Source organism: Anaerolineales bacterium (assembly GCA_037382465.1).
GTDB lineage: Bacteria > Chloroflexota > Anaerolineae > Anaerolineales > E44-bin32 > WVZH01.
This window is the reverse complement of the sequence record JARRPX010000002.1, coordinates 43,294-61,935: the sequence shown is the minus strand read 5'-3', so window position 1 is coordinate 61,935 and position 18,642 is coordinate 43,294. Positions and strand designations below refer to the sequence as shown.

Sequence of the window (18,642 nt, the reverse complement as noted above, 5' to 3'; positions counted from 1 at the left end):
CTTACAGCCTCGTTTCGTACTGATCGAAATCATGGACAAGCATCAAATAGCCGCAGACGAGTGCAATTCCGACATGCACACACGCCAACAAACCCACGACTGCCAGGGATGGCTCGAGGATGCTGTACGTGATCTCGAACCCCGATAGGAATGTCAGCAGACCGACGCCTACACGCAGCGGCTCTTCACACAATCCCAGGTGAAGAAAACTCAAACAAATCAGTAGCGCGGTGCCTGTCCCTACCTCTGGCGGGATACCCTCGAGATTGATCAGGTTGCCCGTGCTGACACCGATGGCCACGAGTAAAACCAGCAGCACGGCAAAGACCCGAAATAGACGATTGAAAGGAATCGTTCTCGGCATTTCATCTGCAACATTTCGTTTCACTGTCCTCAGATAAATCAATAAAATCACGCATGAGACCATCCCGGCAACCAATTTCGCAGCAGCAATTTGCAAGTTTAGCGTGAAAGAGATCAGGAATGCGGCCAAGGCATATTGCACGGCGAGTGTGAACACCAACAACCTGCGATCATCGATCAACACGAGTAAACTGCCGGTTATGGCGATCCCGATCGTCGCAATCTGGAGCCACGCATCCGCTGCGATCATCCCAAGCCCCTCACACCCAAGTAGGTCAGAAGCATTACCACTACGAGCCACAACATCGCACCCTCGCCTTCGAAGATTTCGCTCGTAGCTCGTGCGGCCCTCAGGATGAGGCGGCCGACAAGATCGAAGAAACGCACGGCTGGATCCAGATCGATCCACGTAAGCAGCCTGCCCCATCGATCGACTTCCCGATGAGGTAGACGGCGAATGACGTGAAGCGATAAAACCGCTATCCCGCCAATCGCCAAGAAGCCCGCCAGGGCTATCAAACTGAATCCGCTCGCCATCCACAAACCGAGGCCGATAGAGACAATCACCGGAAAACTCAGCCCCAATCCGTACGTGAATCTTACGGAACTCTCAGCGGTTTGCCATTGAACGGTAGGTAGATAGAAGTAGCGCAGCGTTCCTAGGCATAAAAAAACCATGCCGGCAAAACCTACAGCGATCAAAAGAACACCAGGCAAATTGTCAATCTGCTCAATCATGGATGTGAGTATGAGGCCGCCAGGCGTCCCGGGAAATCCGGCGACGATGATCGCGCAGATGATGGGCCAAATTCGATGCGCTGGAGAAAAAATCTCTATCGAATAGAAAACGGATCCAAGTAAAATCATTAGCACGCCTGCAGCCGCAATCACGCCGGCATCTCCGTCGAACGCACTTGCAGCGAACACGCCGAGACCCGAGATTGCCATCTTAAAAGCCTGCTGGAGTCTCGACTCGTCTCGATCGAAGACCCATTGCACCCCACCGATCAACAGGGCCAAACCGCTCACCAATCTCAACCAGGGCAATACGTCATCCGGCAGACTAAGACTAAAAATCCTGGCGAACAAAGCCAACGCCGTAGCTGCGGGTAAAAGCTGCTGCAAAATATCGATTCCTTCCCGCTTGGCCGGATTTTGCACTATGCCAGACCTCGACTGGAAGAAACCAAGCCGCAGCATGGCTGCAAAAGAAATTAGCAAAATAGCCATAGAAGAACGGAATGAAGTAGATAACGTACTATCGCCTCCTGCCGACACATTCACCATCGCCGCCAGCAGTACGAGAAGCAGGCTTCCACCCTTAATCGACAAACGCGACGCCAGCAATGGGATAAGCTCTTCGCGGGTTTTCGTATCGAACATTACAATCACAGACGCAACATCCATTAATGCCCATGTGATTGCAAAGGTAAGTATGTTCCCGGACAACATGCTGATCATCGGAAATACAGCATACAGCAACAGAAATGCCCGTCTTCGCGGCCGCGCTTTATAGCGCGCGGGATAGGTCAGCACGATCGTCAAGAGCAAGGTCGAGGAGGCGTAGATGAAAGGCCAACTTATCGAATCCAGCTTTAACTCAAGCTGTGATTGGAACAAGGATTGTGGTCTCCATACGGATAGTTGTGTAACGCTGGGAATGGCAGTGATCAGGATCAAACTCACCAACCATACCAAAAGTGCCGTGCTTACTTCTACGATCCATCCAATTCTTGTCGGACGATTTCTGCTGTACCAGGCGATTGCGGCACCCAACAGCAAAACAACGGTTGGCAGTAGAACCATTTCCACCTCGAGATCTGACGACCTTTCACCACCTCGGCCATAAGCATACCATGGGTGGCTTCGTGGTAGTTAATCTTCTTCTGACTCGTTTTAGAATCCTAATTCTTATGCGATCTGATTACCTGCCGCCGTTCAGGCTACGGCGCTTGGTTTCCGGCGATGTGCTATAATCTTGGCCGATAATTCTCGTCGCTCCTTGTATCGAATGCCGATGGCATCAAAACGCCGTCATTCGTGCAAGGAGCATGGATCGGGTGAACAATCCTCGCCCCACTAGAAATTAGGTCATGCGATCAAGGACGGCACAGGGAACGACCCGCCGTCTTTTGGGTTATAAGTTCGGGAGATTCAGAATGTCGACTATTTCTGCAGTAAAAGGGACGCGTGATTTTTACCCTGCCGACATGGCTGTCCGTGATTGGTTGTACGAAACCATACGAACGGTCTCGGAGCAATTCGGTTACCAGGAATTTGAAGGCCCGTATCTCGAGAAAATGGAGTTGTATGCCGCGAAATCTGGTGAAGAGCTGGTCAACGAGCAATCTTTCGTGTTCGAGGATCGCGGCGGCGATATCGTCGCGTTACGGCCCGAACTTACGCCGACGCTGGCACGAATGGTGGCCGCGCGCAGTCGCCAATTGATCCAGCCGATACGCTGGTGGTCGTTCGGCCCATTCTGGCGCTACGAACGTCCGCAGAAGGGACGTTCCCGAGAATTTTTCCAGTGGAACATCGATCTGCTCGGCATTGTTTCACCCCAGGCCGACGCAGAATTGGCGGCCATCGCAGCCACCTTCTTCCGCGCCGTCGGCCTGACGCCAAAGATGATTCGCATACAAATCAACAACCGTCGTTTCATGGACACAAAATTAGAAGCAATCGGCATTCCCTTAAATTCACGACCTGCGGTTTTTCATCTGATCGATCGCAAAGACAAAATGAGCGAGCGCGCATGGCAGGAAAAAGCAAATTCGATCGACATCGACAAAGACCAATTTTCAGGGCTCCTTCAGCTTTTGGAAAATAAAGATGCCTGGAAGGATTCCGATGAGTTATGTGAATTTTTCGACGCCGTCGAGATAATGGGGGTCGCCGATTACATCGAATACGATCCGATGGTCATACGAGGTTTGGATTACTACACGGGGACTGTTTTTGAAGCACGGGACGTTTCCGGAAGATTCAGGGCAATTCTTGGTGGAGGCCGCTACGATAATCTCGTTGCAGACGTCGGCGGCGATCCAATTCCTGGCGTTGGATTCGCAATGGGCGACATCGTGATCGGTATCGTGTTAGAAGAGAACGGCGTCATGCCCAGTCTGAAGACGAATCCTTCCGATGTGTTTGTTCCGTTGTTCGACGAGGCGACTCTCTCTGAGAGTTCGAGGCTGGCGGCCGAACTTCGTACCGCCGGGCTACGGGTGGAGTGGTATCCTCAGCCGGATAAATTGAAAAAACAGTTTAAATATGCGGATCGCAACAACATCCCCCTTGCTGTAATATTGGGTCCGGATGAGATTCAATCCGGAAAGGTCACGATCAAGGATTTACGTACCGTCGAACAAGAAACGGTGGCGAGATCAGAGATGATCGACAAAATCAAAAATCTGCTCTCGGCCGATCCTCCTTCTAAATGATAGTTGTATGTAAGCTCTCTCGCTGCGTTCACATGATAGGATAGGTTAAATCGCCGCCCGGACGGATCGGGAGAGAACAGTATATTAAATCGGAGAGCGACTAGAGCCGAACTACATTGTAGCGATCGGCCTGCGCCTCAAAAATTAGAGATGCTCTCCTCGATCCCAAGGCGGCGATTTGCTGTCCAGACCATTCTTCGCCCACTTGTATTTACGCCCTTGAAAATAGTGAATCATGTTAGAATGAAATCTATCGTGGTGCCCGTAGCTCAACCGGCAGAGCGCCGCACTGTGGATGCGGTGGTTGAGGGTTCAAATCCCTTCGGGCACCCTCCCAAACAACGCCCAGAAATGGGCGTTATTGATTCCCAACCCTAAACCACTCGCCGGCTATCACCTGCACACGCCCATCGCACGCATCATTTAGCACACCGAAGATGGCAGCATCTTCTTGTGCACGCACCCGATACTTGCCCTCGATCTCACCGCAATCGTCGTCGACAAGCAAGATCACGTCCCCCCTTAATTCATATACCCCGTTTATTTTTCGGTCACTCTCACCGACTTGAAGCGTGAAGGTTTCACCCCCGTCGAAGCTCAGGCGTACGAGATACTCTTCGATCTTCCGCCCCCAGACGCCAACGACATTCACGTCATCCCGAACGCATCCAGTACACAGTACGACGAGAACGATCATCGTGGCAAAGAGGAAGAGCGGCTTCTTCACTGGATCACCTTGAACTCGCGATTATCAGGGCGTTATCCAAAAAGGAACGGAATCTGCATTGAGTATGCAGTATCCCGGATCGAGTGTCAAATCCAGGCTGTATCTTGCAGTTACCAGGCTTTGTGTATGCCCAATTATTCGCTCGGCAATTCGACGCCGGTGCCGATAAATCCCCCTTCCAAATCATCGAGTAAATCACGTGCTGCTCTCTCTTTTCCTTCGGTGAGTAAATCCCGGTTCACATCGACGATCTGAAGTTCCCAGCGGATGACCCACCCACCTTTCCCATCGAGTAAATCGGCCCAAACCGAGCGTAAGCTTTCGATCGCAGAATATCGGATCGTCGCTGCCCATTGACTTTCCGGTACGACGTCAGGGCGCGGCCCATCGCCGATGACGGCGGCGGGTAATTGGATTTCTTCCGGCCCGATCGATTGGAATACATCCACCGGCGCCAGGTAGATAACAGCTAGTCGATTTTCCTGGATGAATGCGGCGAGTGATTCCCAGCCTTGTCCGCTCGTATCCATATGGAATGATTGGGGGTATTCATAGAACGGCGGAAACGCCGGCCGGCACAATCCACAGAAGTAGCGAGCACCGTTGATGAATCCAGTTTCGATCGCCTCGCTATTCGCACCGCTCCCCAACGATACAACTCCAGTCCGCCAATCTTCTGCAATCATTGCCGCAATATAACCCGCGACGAACGCTTGTCTGTCCGACCGCAGATCGTTCCTGTCGAGGACGCTGATATTGCCGCTCGCCGCAACTCCTGGCACTCCAATTGTGACGAATTGGATTTCAGGGTGCCCGGAAGCGAAATCCCCCACGCCGGGATCATCCTCGAAGATGAACACGAGGGACCCACCGCCATCCAGCATGTCATCCTGCAGCGCAGTGATGCTCTCCAGTTCGAGGTCCGATTGATACGCGAGATTCACCACCTCATCGCGTAACTCGATGGTTCCCGGATCGGTGGAAACCTCGTTTTCGAGTAGCAGTACTTTTCTCGCCGTTGTTTCCGTCGATATGGCCTGCTCGACTGCCGGAGTGAACGAAGTCACATCCGCGGACTGCGTCAACGCTTGCGTGGCCTCATTCCCCGGGAAATTGCAGCCCGCGACAACGATCGTGAGTGCGATTACGATCAGTGCCATACTGCTTCGCCTTACGGATGTCGTAATTCGATGAAAACCATTTTTCATTCTTGCGGATCTCCACCATCTCATTTCATTGATTTGAATTCCACGGTCGACCGCTATTCTATTTCATCCTACAGAACTTTACCGTATTGACTACAATACTATAAAAGATTGTAATTAATATTTCGATTTCTATTGACCCTCACCCTGTATTGCCGGTATGCTTATGCGGGTTGGAAATTATGAAAGAAACTGCAAAGATCAACCGCAGGGATATGTTAAAACTAGCCGGCTTGGGATTCGCTGGTTCAACACTGCGCCCGCACTTCGAGCCCGATTCTCCCGAGTTGCTTCCTGAATTTCCCGTTTCTCCGCGTCTCGGAAGAGTTTGCGTTGGAAAAACAGAGATCAAAGCGAGTCCGGACAACAACAGCCAGACCGTGGAGGTTCTTTACGAGGACGGCGTTGTTCCCTGGTATCGCGAGCTTCCTGGCCAACCTGTCTCCATTTACGCGCCCAACGTCAGGTGGGTGGAAACGGATAGAGGATACATCTGGTCCCCGCATCTCCAACCTGTCGAAAACCGGCCCCAGGAACCGCTGCTCGAACTGCCCGGTTCGAGCCTGGGCGATGGAATGTGGGCGGAGGTTACCGTCCCATACGTCGACCTGGCGCTCGACAATCCTCCGGCAAGATCGCCCTGGCTCAAGGGCGCGCTCTTGCCCCGACTTTATTACAGTCAAATTCTATGGATCGATCAAGCCAAGATTGGTGCAGACGGCCGGTCCTATTATCGAGTTAACGAGCGCTATGGATATGGCGACATACTCTGGGTTGCCGCGGAAGCCTTTCGACCCCTGCAGGATGAAGATTTCTCACCTATTCACCCCGAGGTCGAGGACAAACGCGTCGTCATTAATCTTACCTATCAAACATTGTCTTGTTTCGAGGGGAACGAGGAAGTGTATTACTGCCGGATATCTTCCGGTGCGAAGTTCGATGCACAGGGCAATCCGGTCGATAAATGGTCTACACCTTTAGGACCACATCCGATCTGGCGCAAAGTCATCTCGCTGCACATGAGCGGCGGAACGACGGGCGGCGGCTACGATTTGCCCGGGATCGGTTGGTCGATGCTTTTCGTAGGCAACGGCGTAGCCATTCACTCCACATTTTGGCACAACAACTTCGGCGTTCCCATGTCGCACGGATGCGTCAATGCACGTCCGGAAGATGCGCATTGGATCTTCCGCTGGACAACGCCTCACGTGACCGCAGATCCGGGGGACGTTACGGTCGAGATGCCGGGCGGCACGGAGATCGAAGTTGAGGAAGCATAGATTCAACAACCGGTCGTAATCGATACTGCATGGTCAATGATTTTATGGAAGCACATCAGGCAACGGCTCGCGCACATCCAAACATCGCCCTGATCAAATATTGGGGCAATCTCGATCACGAACTGCGTTTACCCGCCAACAGTTCGTTATCGATGACGCTGGGCGATCTGGAAACACGTACGATGGTTCGCTTCGACGATCGTTTGGATGCCGACCAAATTCTCATCGACGACGTTCCTGCACTGGAGACAGCGAGCCGGCGCGTACGGCAACACCTCGACCGCATCCGCCGCATTGCGGGCATCGATACGTACGCGTTCGTTGAAAGTAAGAACACCTTCCCATCAGGCGCAGGGATTGCCTCCTCCGCATCAGCCTTTGCAGCGCTCACACTTGCTGCGGCCACGGCCTGCGATCTTCACCTCGATGTGCGTGCGTTATCTCGCCTGGCGCGGCAAGGTTCCGGATCGGCAAGCCGTTCCATGTTTGGCGGCTTCGTCATCTGGCACGCCGGTGACAGCGACTCTGAATCCTACGCAGAGACGATCGCCGGCAAAGAGCATTGGCCGCTCATCGATTTAATCGCCGTCGTCGATACCGACCATAAATCCACGGGGTCCACGGAAGGCCATCGCCTGGCCGAGACGAGTCCGCTGCAAGAGGCGCGCGTTACGGATACGCCCCGCAGACTCGCGATTTGTCGTCAGGCGATCGAGCGGCGCGATTTCTCTGCACTGGCAACGATCGTCGAGCAAGACAGCAACATGATGCACGCCGTGATGATGACCTCCGAGCCCGCCCTGCTTTACTGGTCGCCGGCGACCATCGAAATCATGAAAACCGTCGCCCGTCTGCGATCCGAAGGCCTCGACGTCTGCTACAGCATCGATGCCGGTCCGAACGTGCACTGCATCTGCACACCCGGACACGCCAATGCCGTTTTAGAGACGCTGCGTAAAGCGCCGGGCATCCGCAATGTTCTCAAGTCCCTTCCCGGGGACGGCGCTGAAATTATCGATTCCTAGCTTTTCCACTTCGTACTCGAAGAACCGGCGGGGAATGTATGCCGCCCGCGGTGATATAATCCTTTAGATATATTAAGACTTGAAGGAAAACGGAAGTGCCCGATTTTTTACTGTTTGTAATCGTTCTCGGAACTTTGTTGCTTTGTCACGAATTGGGTCATTTCATCGCAGCGAAATTGACTCGGGTTCGAGTGGACGAATTTGGGATAGGATTTCCCCCTCGCTTGATTTCCCTTTTCGAAGCAGGCGGCACTAAATTCACGCTGAATTTGATTCCCCTCGGCGGGTTCAACCGAATCGCCGGAGAAGATGACCCCGAAGTTCCTGATGGATTAGCCGCCGCAAGCAAACGGGTGCGCGTCTTTGTCCTTTCAGCCGGCTCGCTTGCGAACGTGTTCCTCGGATTCATTGCTTTCGTTCTGGCGTTCAAATTTGCAGCACCGGATGTTGAGCGGGTGATCATAGCCGATGTCGTTCCGGCCACCCCGGCCGATACAGCGGGTATCCAGGTCGGAGATCTGGTCGAGTCCGTCGACGATCAACCCATCACCAGTTTTGAAAGCATGGTCGACGCGATTCAAAATCGTCCGGACGATACTGTCCGCATCGTGGTCGAGCGTGATAACCAGGAGCTGACCTTCGAACTTGCGCCCCGTATAGATTACCCTGCAGACCAGGGTCCAATCGGTGTGGTTCTCGGGCATCCCGCACTCGAAACAAGTTGGTTGAGCGCCGCTCGCATGGGCGGTGAATCGATCGTCATGCAGGTCGACGCTTTAATCCGCTTGCCTGCTCGTTTGATCCAGGGCACCGCAGAGCCAGAAGAGACACGAATCAGTGGTTTGAAGGGCATCCATGATATGCTCGCGTGGGCAAACGACATCGACAGTACCGCGCATCGACCATTTCTCACACTCAACCTTATCGGCGTCATCAGCGTTGGCCTTGCTTTGGCCAATCTACTGCCATTTCCGGCGCTCGACGGAGGCAGGCTTCTCTTCGTTTTTGCGGAAATGATCCTGGGTCGAAGAATCCCGCCCAAATTTGAAGCGATTATCCACACGATCGGTTTCGCCTTCTTGCTTGCGTTGATGATCTACATCAACCTGAAGGACTTCACAAACCCGATATCATTGCCATAATTCCTTTCGATGGTGTTCGTATGAAAAAATCGTATCTTGAATTGCTTGAAATCTTGCAGGACGACAGTTTACCGCTCCCGGCGCAGCGATTTGCGGAACTGTCCGATCTCGACAAGGATCAACAACGCCAATTTGCATCCGTTTGGCAGTCCATATCCAGCGAACGCAAAATGCAAATCTTGCGGGTTATGGGACAACAAGCACTCGACCGTTTCGAGCTTTCCTTCGAAGCCGTCAACCGTATTGCGATCCTGGATCCCGATTCGCAAATCCGCTCGATCGCCATCGAGAATTTGTGGGAGAGTGAGGATCCCTCCCTCGTGCCTATCCTGTTGGAATCGCTGGTGGTCGAAGGCGACGATCGAATTCGCGCCGTCGCGGCTACCGCTTTGGGCAGGTTCGTCTGGCTCGGCGAGATCGACGAAATCACACCCGAACTCCTGCAGCAAATCGAGTTGGGCTTGCTTGCTGCATGCCGCGATGATGACTCCCATGAGGTGCGCAGAAGATCGCTTGAATCAATCGGGTATTCATCGCACGATGAGGTGCCGGATCAGATTGAAGAAGCGTACCGTTCGACGAATGAGCAGCTGCAGCAATCCGCCGTCCTGGCCATGGGACGATCGGCGAACGAGCGTTGGGCAGACTACATCCTGGCCGAGCTGACCAATCCCAACCCTTTGATCCGCATGGAGGCCGCTCGTGCCGCCGGCGAGCTCGAAGTTCGAGAGGCTACAATGCCGCTCATCGACCTGCTCCAAGATGTAAATGATGGCATTCGCCAGGCTGCGATTTGGGCGCTCGCCGAACTGGGCGGCGAGGACGCCGTCAACGCGCTAATCGAACTCGCAGATAATTCGGACGACAGCGCATTACAGGACGTCATCCAGGAAGCAATCGATCATATGACGTTTATCGAGGGCTCACGCGATTTGCTTCTGTTCGACTTCGATGAGGACAACAATTTCAAGGCTCCCGAATCTTGAGTGATTTATTCCAAGTTTTCACGTCCAACCTTCTGCCGATCATACTCATCTCCGGGATCGGCTTTGCGTTACAGAAACGCATCGGCATCGACCCAAAGCCCATTTCACAAATTGTGTTCTACGCGTTCTCTCCCGCGCTCGTCTTCAATTTATTGACATCGACCGAGATTTCTGTCGACGAGTTGATGCGCATGGCGTCCCTGACGGTATTGAACATCAGCATCATCGCCGTTTTATGTTACTTAATCGGCCGCGCCCGAAAACTCGAAGCTCCCATATTATCCGCATTCATAATCTCGGCCAGTTTCATGAATGCCGGCAACTACGGCCTGCCGCTGGCGCGATTCGCATTCGGCGAAAGTGGTTTGGCGTGGGCGAGCATCTACTTCGTTGCCAGCTCGATGATGGTCAATTCTGTTGGCGTGTATGTCATCAGCGTTGGCAAACAATCGCCGCTGAAGGCGCTGCTGGGCTTGCTGAAAGTTCCCTCCGTTTACGCCATTCCGCTCGCGTTGTTCGTACGCGCGAACGAAATTGCGCTGCCCTTGTCGGTGACCCGTCCGATCGAGCTGCTTGGGTCAGCATCGATACCGGTCATGATCGTCGTACTTGGCATCCAGATCGCCCGTTTGAACTCGTTCAATCACAAAGACGTCCTTTCGTCGGCCGTCATCCTGCGATTGGTCGCATCCCCATTGATTGCCTGGCTGCTCGTGCCTTTTCTGCATCTCGATACGATCGGTCAGCATGCGGGCATCATTCAATCCGCAATGCCGGCTGCGGTGTTCAACATGGTGATCGCAACCAAGTTCGACGTCGAAGCCGAGTTCGTCACCGGCGTCGTTGCAGCCACGACGATCCTGAGTCCGCTTACTGTTACCGCGCTGCTCGTAGCGCTTGGCGTGTAACCCACGGCGGCTCATGGATTCATGCAACCCATCAAGATCAGCCGCTAGCACGAGGATGGCACCAAGATGATGAAAACCTACGTGTTCGATCTAGAAACAAAGCACCTGGCGCAGGAGGTCGGAGGATGGGATTACATCGATCGCCTGGGTCTTGCTGCCGCCGTCCTCCTGGACGTCGGTGCGGACGAATACCTCCGTTACACAGAACAGCAAGCCGCCGAGCTCATCGAGGCCATCGAAGAGGCCGACCGCATGATCGGCTTCAACCTGGTCCGCTTCGACTATACCGTGTTGAAACCGTATGGCTTGTCCATTACGCCGGAGTTGGTGGCCAAGACGACCGACTTGCTGCTCGACATCTATCAAGAATTGGGTTTCCGCGTCTCATTAGACAACCTTGCTGCAACGTCATTCCAGGCCAGGAAAAGCGCGGATGGACTGCAGGCAGTGTCCTGGTACAAGGAAGGCAAGATCGACGAAGTCTTGGCTTACTGCGAAATCGATGTCGCCGTCACGAATGAATTATGGCAGTTCGGAAAAGAGCACGGCCAGGTTTTCTTTCAAGACCGCTTCGGCCGCCGCCGCGCGGTTCGCGTGGACTGGTCTTGAGTGTAGAAATTACGTCCCCCACTGCGTTCCTTCCCCCAGCAGGGCTATCAATCTTTCCGTGCGGCCAATATCCCGGCAAAAGCGCCGCCCTCCGACGGCCAAACGAACCCATTTTCACTTTCATCGGAGGAGATCGCGTAGGAAAACACGGCACCAACCCCCGCGACATCAGCGACCTGGTTTGTAAACGACAGATACTGGCGTGCTTTTGCCTCTGCGTTTACCGACTGCGACGGATTGTAGAATTCCGTAACGAGCAGCAATTTATGCGGGAATGATTTTCGATAAGTCATTACCCATCCGCGGCCGTCTTTGGAATTCATCCCGCGCACATCCGTCCAACAACAATGAACGCCGATCCAATCCGCGCTGTCCATGGCATCTTCCGCTTCGTGCATGAACTGATCCGCGGCTTCCCGCCTACCTGAAATCCCAGCGCCGGGCGATAATCCAGGGAAACCGAGACGGATACCGGGAAAACTTTGTTTCAACTGATCCACCACACGCAGAAACCATCCCCCGAATTCGCTCCCGTTTCTCCAGGATCTCCGCCATCCTGCAGATTGTAGATTTGGATTTGCATGCAGCTCAAAATAGCGCACGTCCTGCCGATAAAAGACCCCGAGGCCGGCTTCCACTTTGCGGACGAAATCATCCGCCGTTATTGGCAATCCGGAAAAATCTGCCGTCAACCGGCCCATGATGAAAATGCCGGGGTTCAATTCGCGCAAGCGTGTGATGTTCTCCTCCGTCTCACAATTCTCCAGTTTGATACATTCGAGACGTGCACGAGATGCCATCGCCAGATCGCTGTCGGTCATCGGTGCGCCGATTCGTGCATGCGCCCCGAACAGCAGTTTTCCGGCCGGCCAGTCGAAGCGCTCGATACTTTTACTGTTGGCCGTCTCTGGCCAGACAAGAAACGGTGTTGGATCGATGACGTCTTTGGGATAATCCGTTTCATCTCGCTCCGTGGCGCCGTCGCGTTTGAGCGTGAAATGCAAATGCGATCCGACGGAGGCCCCAGTGGAATCCGCTTTCCCGATGACGTCGCCCGCCTTGACCATTTGTCCTTTAACGACCAGCGACTTGGCGAAATGAGCGTAGACGGTCTTGTAGCCATCTTCGTGCTGTATTCGTACGTGGATCCCATACGGATGATTGTCCGGATTGGTATGTACCTCATACACCTGGCCGTCCGCGCTTGCGTAGATGTTCGTGTTCGGCCGGGCGCGGAAGTCAATCCCCTCGTGACCGGGAAAACCCCAGCGTCCGTAGATTTCCGGATGCGCCCCAAATTCTTGCGTGATCACGGCAAAATCGGTGGGCCAAAGTAGATAAAACGGCCGCTGCTTTTGTCCGTAGCGGTCATCGTCCTGAATACGTGATTTTAAAGCCTCTTTAAAACTCCCCGGATCATTCGCTTCGACCACATCTAATCAAATTCCCGGATTTATGTTTTTAAAGAATTGCTTCAGATCACCGTACTCTCCATAGCCATTGGCGACCTGCGGAAATGTGATCACCTGGCGAGGCGCCATATAAGCCGCTGCCGTGTGCGGATCGGAAGTCATATTCGGGCCGAAGCGCATCACGTATGGGCTGCTGGCCCGCACCCAGTTCCAATAGTTTTCCGACGGAAGCAGCATGATCTGAAAATCCACATATCCCTCCACTGAACTTTATGCGAACCCTAATCCCTTGGATTTAAGCGACACGTATCGATTCTTTCCGATGATCAGATGATCCAGCACTTCGATGTCCATGAGTTCGCCGGATTCCACGATTGCCTTGGTCACTCGCACGTCTTCCGGGCTTGGTGTCGGATCTCCGCTGGGATGATTGTGGGCCACGATGACCGCCGCCGCGTTCGTCCGGACCGCTTCCCGGAATATTTCCCCGATACGGATCATGGAGCTGTTCAAAGAACCCCGATACACTTCCACCGTTCGCAGCACCCGGTTTCTCGTGTCCAACAGCAGCACGCGCAGATGCTCCTGCTCCAGTGCACCCATCTCGTAGAGCAGCAGCGAAGCCGCGTCCTCCGGCGACTGTATGACCGGGCGTTCCTGCGGCGAGGCGATGGAAAGCCGCCGGCCCAGTTCTATAGCCGCTTTGAGCTGCGCCGCTTTTGCCGGTCCGATCCCTCGACGTTCGCACAGCGCCTCCAACGATGCTTGATGCAATCCCGCCAATCCACCCAAATCCAGGAGCAATTTCTGTGCCAACTGCAGCACGTTCAGCCCTTCGATCCCTGCGCGCAGCAAAATGGCGATCAACTCCGCATTTGAGAGTGAAGTCGGTCCGAGATTCAAGAGACGTTCTCTGGGTCGGTCCGAGGTATCTAAATCTTTGATGCGGTAGGAAGATCTGCTGTCCCCCATTCCCCCCTCCTTTTTGTACCAAAAATACACAAGCCTTCTGCCACTATACTGCACGCTTGCCGGGACGTCAAAATTGCATCACACTCACCTCAGAATAGGAAATGCGAAATCTCAATTCAACTTGGAGAAATCTACGGAATACCAGCGCTCAGGGTGCATCCGCACGAGATTCTTCTTTCATGCGTTCTGCGTGTTGATTTCCACTCTCCCTTCCAAGATAGCGCTGGCTGACCGAGCGGATGTCCTTTTCAAGATCAGCCGGCTCGATGGCCGTCACGCCGCCCTCAACGCTTACGTAACGGTAAGGCAGCGCGTCTTGATGTACACACAAACTGATTCTCGTGCCGATGTCCAAATGCCGTGCCTTAGGTGAATTTTCCAGGGTCACAAAACTCACGTCCCCGCCCGCCGTGTAGCTGTACCAGATGGGCACTGACAACGGCCCACGTCCCGGTTCCGAAATGCTCAATACGCCGATACGAGTTACCGCCAGGAAACTTTCCCGCTCCTGTTTCGTCATGGTCAACGTCATTTTCGTCTCCACTTATTTACTTGAGAAACGCGGGGACTATTCTACCTGGATGGGATGCGAAATTCATGCCCTGTGCTATAATCCGCACCCGAAGGAGCGCAACATGTCGGATGCGTTGAATTTGGGGTCACTCGGGAACATATTTACCACGCTAACGGCCTTCTTCGGCGCATTTCTCGCCGCGCTGTGGCTGAGTCTCGTTTTTTGGACCTATCGTGATGTCCGCTCCCGCACGCAGGACCGCATCGTACACATCCTGGCCGCCTTGGTCGTGCTGGTGCTCAACGTGCTGGGTGTCGTCATATATTTCATCCTGCGCCCCCTGCAAACGCTCGACGAGGCCTACCAGCAATCTCTCGAAGAGGAGGCGCTTCTCTCCCAGATCGAAATCCGCATGGTTTGTCCGGGATGCGGCGCAAACGCCGATGTCAACTGGCAAATCTGCCCCCACTGCCACACCCGGCTGCGCAAACCTTGTGCTCGCTGCGGGAAACTGATGGAGCTCCCCTGGCAGATCTGTCCTTACTGCAGCGCACCCGCCGCTGGGAGCAGCGAAGAACCTTCAGCTGCAGTATATTCAGAACCAATTCTCGACTGAGCATCATCCCTGAATCATAAAATAAAACGAGCGTCTCGGAATCGAGACGCTCGTCTGCTTACGAACGAAATCTCAGATGTTGGCTCGTTTCAGCGCCTGCCAACCGGCGTATTCTCCAACTTCATCTAACTCACTTTCGATTCGAAGAAGTTGATTGTACTTGGCCACGCGATCCGAACGCGCCGGCGCACCCGTCTTGATTTGACCCATGTTCAAAGCAACCACGAGATCCGCGATGGTGGCGTCTTCGGTTTCACCGGAGCGATGGGATGTCACCGCTGACCAGCCCGCGCGATGGCAAAGTTCTACGGCTTCGATCGTCTCCGTCAGCGAACCGATCTGATTTAATTTCACCAGCAATGCGTTGCAGGCCTTTTCTTCGATCCCCATGCGCACACGATCAGGATTGGTGACGAGCAAGTCGTCTCCCACAATTTGGATCTTATCGCCCAACTCTTTGGTCATGAGGATCCAACCCTCCCAATCGTCCTGTGCGAGCCCGTCCTCGATCGATACGATGGGGAATTTCTCGATCCATTCCTTCCAGAAGGCAACCATTTCCTCACTGTTTAGCTCTTTGCCTTCACGGCGCAAATTGTACCGGCCGCTTTTCGAATCGTAGAATTCAGAAGCTGCCGGATCGAGCGCGATGGCGACTTGTTCTCCCGGTTTGTAACCCGCTTTTTCGATCGCCTCCAGGATCACTTCCACGGCCTCTGCGTTGGCCTTCAAGGCAGGGGCATAGCCACCTTCGTCTCCGACCAGTGCGGTGTAGCCGCGCCCTTTCAAGACGTCCCTCAATTGGTGATAGATTTCAGATCCCCATCGAAGTCCCTCTGCAAACGTCGGCGCGCCAAGCGGCATGATCATAAACTCCTGCGCATCGGTCGACTGCCAACCGGTGTGTGCGCCGCCGTTGAGGATGTTGAGCATCGGAACGGGAAGCAGGTGTGCATAAACACCGCCGATGTAGCGATACAGTGGCAGGCTCAGAGAACTCGCTGCCGCCTTGGCGACTGCCAGACTCACGCCCAGGATCGCGTTCGCCCCCAGATTCTCCTTGTTGGAGGTGCCGTCCAGGCCGATCATCTCCATGTCGATCAGGCGCTGCTCCGTTGCGTCCCACCCCAACAGCGCTTCAGCGATCGTTGTGTTGACGTTCTCGACGGCCTTCGTTACGCCCTTTCCGCCATAACGTTTCTTATCCCCGTCGCGCAATTCGAGGGCTTCGTGCACGCCGGTCGAAGCGCCCGAGGGCACAATCGCCCGCCCCCAGCTGCCGTCCGCCAGAATGACGTTTGCCTCCACTGTTGGGTTACCCCTCGAGTCTAAAACTTCGAGGGCATGAATAGATTCGATCATTGTGTTCATTGTGCGAATATCTCCTTTGATAGCATGTCTTCTGCTCGCACCATTATACCGACCTTTTTTACTATCGATCCTTAAATCTAAAATTCGTGTAGATGACGGAGGACGTGATAGAATTCGCGCATGGATGCTGTTTTTGGATGTTCGGAACATCCAGGATCCTCTTTTGTCCCGATACGATACTCTTTCGCTTGGTGTGCATCGCAATGAATTCCGATAAACCTCGCATCGCAATTGCCATGAGTGGAGGCGTAGACAGTTCCGTCGCCGCGGCGCTGCTCGTCGAGCAAGGATACGACGTGTTCGCAGTCATGCTGCGCCTTTGGAGCACGAAGCCGGAATTCCCCAATCGCTGCTGCACACCGAAGGACGCAGCCTCTGCACAATCCGTCGCTTCCATGCTGGATATTCCCTTCCATAAACTCGATACGAAGGCATTGTTCAAAGAGAACGTGGTGGACGCGTTTACGGATGCTTATGCACGCGGGATCACGCCCAATCCATGTTTGATCTGCAACCGCACGATGCGTTGGGGATTTCTGCTGAACAAGGTGCGCGAGATGGGCGCGACGCATCTCGCTACCGGTCATTACGCGCGTATACAGTGGCTTGACGGCGAACATCGATTGCTGCGCGGCAAGGATCGTTCGAAGGATCAGAGCTACGTGCTCAGCGTGCTGCGGCAGTCCGATCTCGCCAGCACCATCTTTCCACTCGGAGACTTGAGAAAGCGGGAAGTCCGCCAGCACGCGCGGCGCTTGAATCTGCCTGTTGCGGAAAAACCGGACAGTCAGGATCTATGCTTCGTATCGGGCGGCGATTACCGCGATTTTCTGCGCCAGCAGGATATCCCATTGCCACCACCCGGACCCATCACTGACGTGGATGGGACACAGATCGGCACTCACGACGGCCTCTCGAACTACACCATCGGGCAGCGCCGCGGTATCGGCTTATCGACCCCCCAGGCGCTCTACGTCATCGAAAAACAAGTCGCTTCGAACACCCTCGTCGTAGGATCACGCAGCGTGCTCGGTCGCAAGATCTTCACCACAGAACCGGTTAACTGGATTGCCGGCCGCCCTCCCGATCCATCTATACCGCTCGTGGTGCGCGTACGTTACAAGGCATCCGAAACGCCTGCAGCGCTTCATATTCGTGATGACCTGTCGGTCGAAGTGCATCTGGCAGGCCCGGTTCCCGACATTACACCCGGCCAATCTGCGGTTTTCTATTCCGGCGAGATTTGTCTCGGTGGAGGCGTAATCCTGGGATGAATATTCCGACGATCTTTTTCGGTTCCGTTATTGCTGCGATGTGCGGGTTGTTGTTTCACGTTTTGCGCGGCGGACGGCTCTCACGGATGATGCTCTACGTCGCCACGGCCTGGGTTTCCTTCTTCGCCGGCCAATTGGTGAGCGAATGGATTCACTGGCGCGTCTTGAGATTCGGCTCCCTCAACCTGCTGCCAGATCTAGTCGCCACGATTATCGGATTGTTTACTGCAGAAGTACTGGCCGGACCCGAGGCAGAATCCAGACAAACTCGCAAAAGCTGGAAACGAAGGCGTAAATGATCTCTATGCTATAATGTTCGCAATCGATTGAGAATCAAGGTCAAGAACGTGGATTTCGAAGAAGAAACCATTCAACCTGATGAAGAGCGCGGGATTTCCTCCTGGGCGGCAATTCTGGTTACTATCATCATATTTGCCGTCTTCGCCGGCATGTTCTTTGCAGTCGTCGCTTTAATCAAGCATCCGCAGGAAACAGAAACGATCCGGGATGTCGTCATCATTTTCGTGGCTGTCGAATCCTTGTTCATTGGGCTTGCATTAATTCTGCTCATCGTACAGATCGCCAGACTCACGGCATTGATCCAGACTGAAATTAAACCTCTGATTGAATCTGGCAGCGAGACCGTCAACACATTGCGCGGGACGTCCCAATTCCTTAGTGATAAAATGGTTCGACCAGCAATTAGAATCAGCAGCACATACGCCGCCGTCCGGCGTGCTGTTGATTTGATCAAATCGGGACGCTCAAAGTCGCGCTGAAACCTAGTAAAGAGGA

Annotated in this window: 20 protein-coding genes and 1 tRNA gene; 12 read left to right on the top strand and 9 right to left on the bottom strand. The window is 53.9% G+C overall.

Annotated elements, in window-relative coordinates:
- Position 1 precedes the first annotated feature (1 nt).
- Positions 2-613: a hypothetical protein gene (locus P8Z34_00735; GenBank protein ID MEJ2549188.1), complete on the bottom strand. Its 612-nt coding sequence runs from the start codon at positions 611-613 to the stop codon at positions 2-4.
- A complete protein-coding gene (locus P8Z34_00730; GenBank protein MEJ2549187.1) occupies positions 610-1,908 on the bottom strand; it encodes a hypothetical protein in 1,299 nt (432 codons plus the stop codon). The genes P8Z34_00735 and P8Z34_00730 overlap by 4 nt, the downstream gene beginning before the upstream one ends.
- Before the next feature lie 614 nt (positions 1,909-2,522).
- On the opposite strand from P8Z34_00730, the gene hisS reads away from it, so the two are divergent.
- Both hisS and P8Z34_00720 read left to right on the top strand, forming a co-directional pair.
- The gene (gene hisS / locus P8Z34_00725; protein ID MEJ2549186.1) at positions 2,523-3,806 is read left to right on the top strand and encodes a histidine--tRNA ligase; all 1,284 of its coding nucleotides are present in this window, start codon (positions 2,523-2,525) and stop codon (positions 3,804-3,806) included.
- A 258-nt stretch (positions 3,807-4,064) separates the two neighbouring features.
- Positions 4,065-4,137, top strand: a tRNA-His gene (locus P8Z34_00720).
- Positions 4,138-4,164: 27 nt separating this feature from the next.
- On the opposite strand, the gene P8Z34_00715 is transcribed toward P8Z34_00720, so the two are convergent.
- Positions 4,165-4,533, bottom strand: coding sequence for a hypothetical protein (locus P8Z34_00715; GenBank protein ID MEJ2549185.1), 369 nt, complete (start codon positions 4,531-4,533; stop codon positions 4,165-4,167).
- A gap of 134 nt (positions 4,534-4,667) precedes the next feature.
- Positions 4,668-5,693, bottom strand: coding sequence for a hypothetical protein (locus P8Z34_00710; protein ID MEJ2549184.1), 1,026 nt, complete (start codon positions 5,691-5,693; stop codon positions 4,668-4,670).
- A 227-nt stretch (positions 5,694-5,920) separates the two neighbouring features.
- On the opposite strand from P8Z34_00710, the gene P8Z34_00705 reads away from it, so the two are divergent.
- The 6 genes from P8Z34_00705 to P8Z34_00680 all read left to right on the top strand — a co-directional run bounded on the left by P8Z34_00705 (position 5,921) and on the right by P8Z34_00680 (position 11,688).
- A complete protein-coding gene (locus P8Z34_00705) occupies positions 5,921-7,018 on the top strand; it encodes a L,D-transpeptidase (GenBank protein MEJ2549183.1) in 1,098 nt (365 codons plus the stop codon).
- A 29-nt stretch (positions 7,019-7,047) separates the two neighbouring features.
- Positions 7,048-8,043, top strand: coding sequence for a diphosphomevalonate decarboxylase (mvaD, locus tag P8Z34_00700; GenBank protein ID MEJ2549182.1), 996 nt, complete (start codon positions 7,048-7,050; stop codon positions 8,041-8,043).
- Between the two features lie 95 nt (positions 8,044-8,138).
- Positions 8,139-9,185, top strand: coding sequence for a M50 family metallopeptidase (locus P8Z34_00695; protein ID MEJ2549181.1), 1,047 nt, complete (start codon positions 8,139-8,141; stop codon positions 9,183-9,185).
- 20 nt (positions 9,186-9,205) lie between these two features.
- Positions 9,206-10,171 (top strand): HEAT repeat domain-containing protein, encoded by a 966-nt coding sequence (locus P8Z34_00690; protein ID MEJ2549180.1) that lies wholly within the window; start codon positions 9,206-9,208, stop codon positions 10,169-10,171.
- Positions 10,168-11,079, top strand: a complete 912-nt coding sequence (locus P8Z34_00685) for an AEC family transporter (protein MEJ2549179.1) — start codon at positions 10,168-10,170, stop codon at positions 11,077-11,079. The genes P8Z34_00690 and P8Z34_00685 overlap by 4 nt, the downstream gene beginning before the upstream one ends.
- A 66-nt stretch (positions 11,080-11,145) precedes the next feature.
- Positions 11,146-11,688, top strand: a complete 543-nt coding sequence (locus P8Z34_00680; protein MEJ2549178.1) for a ribonuclease H-like domain-containing protein — start codon at positions 11,146-11,148, stop codon at positions 11,686-11,688.
- Between the two features lie 47 nt (positions 11,689-11,735).
- Here the strand turns inward: P8Z34_00680 and P8Z34_00675 are convergent, their stop codons facing one another.
- The 4 genes from P8Z34_00675 to P8Z34_00660 all read right to left on the bottom strand — a co-directional run bounded on the left by P8Z34_00675 (position 11,736) and on the right by P8Z34_00660 (position 14,604).
- Complete coding sequence (locus P8Z34_00675; GenBank protein MEJ2549177.1) at positions 11,736-13,121, bottom strand: M23 family metallopeptidase; 1,386 nt, start codon at positions 13,119-13,121, stop codon at positions 11,736-11,738.
- 6 nt (positions 13,122-13,127) lie between these two features.
- On the bottom strand, positions 13,128-13,352 hold the full coding sequence (locus P8Z34_00670) for a hypothetical protein (protein MEJ2549176.1): 225 nt from the start codon (positions 13,350-13,352) through the stop codon (positions 13,128-13,130).
- 18 nt (positions 13,353-13,370) lie between these two features.
- Complete coding sequence (radC, locus tag P8Z34_00665; protein MEJ2549175.1) at positions 13,371-14,072, bottom strand: DNA repair protein RadC; 702 nt, start codon at positions 14,070-14,072, stop codon at positions 13,371-13,373.
- A gap of 148 nt (positions 14,073-14,220) precedes the next feature.
- Positions 14,221-14,604, bottom strand: coding sequence for a pyridoxamine 5'-phosphate oxidase family protein (locus P8Z34_00660; protein MEJ2549174.1), 384 nt, complete (start codon positions 14,602-14,604; stop codon positions 14,221-14,223).
- 103 nt (positions 14,605-14,707) lie between these two features.
- Between P8Z34_00660 and P8Z34_00655 the strand changes: the two genes are divergently transcribed.
- Complete coding sequence (locus tag P8Z34_00655; protein MEJ2549173.1) at positions 14,708-15,202, top strand: zinc ribbon domain-containing protein; 495 nt, start codon at positions 14,708-14,710, stop codon at positions 15,200-15,202.
- Positions 15,203-15,274: 72 nt separating this feature from the next.
- On the opposite strand, the gene eno is transcribed toward P8Z34_00655, so the two are convergent.
- Positions 15,275-16,573: a phosphopyruvate hydratase gene (gene eno / locus P8Z34_00650; protein ID MEJ2549172.1), complete on the bottom strand. Its 1,299-nt coding sequence runs from the start codon at positions 16,571-16,573 to the stop codon at positions 15,275-15,277.
- A 203-nt stretch (positions 16,574-16,776) separates the two neighbouring features.
- On the opposite strand from eno, the gene mnmA reads away from it, so the two are divergent.
- The 3 genes from mnmA to P8Z34_00635 are packed head-to-tail and all read left to right on the top strand — an operon-like array spanning position 16,777 to position 18,626.
- Positions 16,777-17,847 (top strand): tRNA 2-thiouridine(34) synthase MnmA, encoded by a 1,071-nt coding sequence (gene mnmA, locus P8Z34_00645; GenBank protein MEJ2549171.1) that lies wholly within the window; start codon positions 16,777-16,779, stop codon positions 17,845-17,847.
- Positions 17,844-18,146, top strand: a complete 303-nt coding sequence (locus tag P8Z34_00640; protein MEJ2549170.1) for a hypothetical protein — start codon at positions 17,844-17,846, stop codon at positions 18,144-18,146. The genes mnmA and P8Z34_00640 overlap by 4 nt, the downstream gene beginning before the upstream one ends.
- Positions 18,147-18,194: 48 nt before the next feature.
- A complete protein-coding gene (locus tag P8Z34_00635) occupies positions 18,195-18,626 on the top strand; it encodes a hypothetical protein (protein MEJ2549169.1) in 432 nt (143 codons plus the stop codon).
- Positions 18,627-18,642 lie beyond the last annotated feature (16 nt).

Coding starts and splice junctions, on each gene's coding strand:
- radC (MEJ2549175.1), bottom strand. CDS start 14,072: ATGGGGGACAGCAGATCTTCCTACCGCATCAAAGATTTAGATACCTCG.
- P8Z34_00690 (MEJ2549180.1), top strand. CDS start 9,206: ATGAAAAAATCGTATCTTGAATTGCTTGAAATCTTGCAGGACGACAGT.
- P8Z34_00735 (MEJ2549188.1), bottom strand. CDS start 613: ATGATCGCAGCGGATGCGTGGCTCCAGATTGCGACGATCGGGATCGCC.
- P8Z34_00680 (MEJ2549178.1), top strand. CDS start 11,146: ATGATGAAAACCTACGTGTTCGATCTAGAAACAAAGCACCTGGCGCAG.
- mnmA (MEJ2549171.1), top strand. CDS start 16,777: ATGAATTCCGATAAACCTCGCATCGCAATTGCCATGAGTGGAGGCGTA.
- P8Z34_00710 (MEJ2549184.1), bottom strand. CDS start 5,693: ATGGCACTGATCGTAATCGCACTCACGATCGTTGTCGCGGGCTGCAAT.
- mvaD (MEJ2549182.1), top strand. CDS start 7,048: ATGGTCAATGATTTTATGGAAGCACATCAGGCAACGGCTCGCGCACAT.
- hisS (MEJ2549186.1), top strand. CDS start 2,523: ATGTCGACTATTTCTGCAGTAAAAGGGACGCGTGATTTTTACCCTGCC.
- P8Z34_00705 (MEJ2549183.1), top strand. CDS start 5,921: ATGAAAGAAACTGCAAAGATCAACCGCAGGGATATGTTAAAACTAGCC.
- P8Z34_00660 (MEJ2549174.1), bottom strand. CDS start 14,604: ATGACGTTGACCATGACGAAACAGGAGCGGGAAAGTTTCCTGGCGGTA.
- P8Z34_00655 (MEJ2549173.1), top strand. CDS start 14,708: ATGTCGGATGCGTTGAATTTGGGGTCACTCGGGAACATATTTACCACG.
- eno (MEJ2549172.1), bottom strand. CDS start 16,573: ATGAACACAATGATCGAATCTATTCATGCCCTCGAAGTTTTAGACTCG.
- P8Z34_00640 (MEJ2549170.1), top strand. CDS start 17,844: ATGAATATTCCGACGATCTTTTTCGGTTCCGTTATTGCTGCGATGTGC.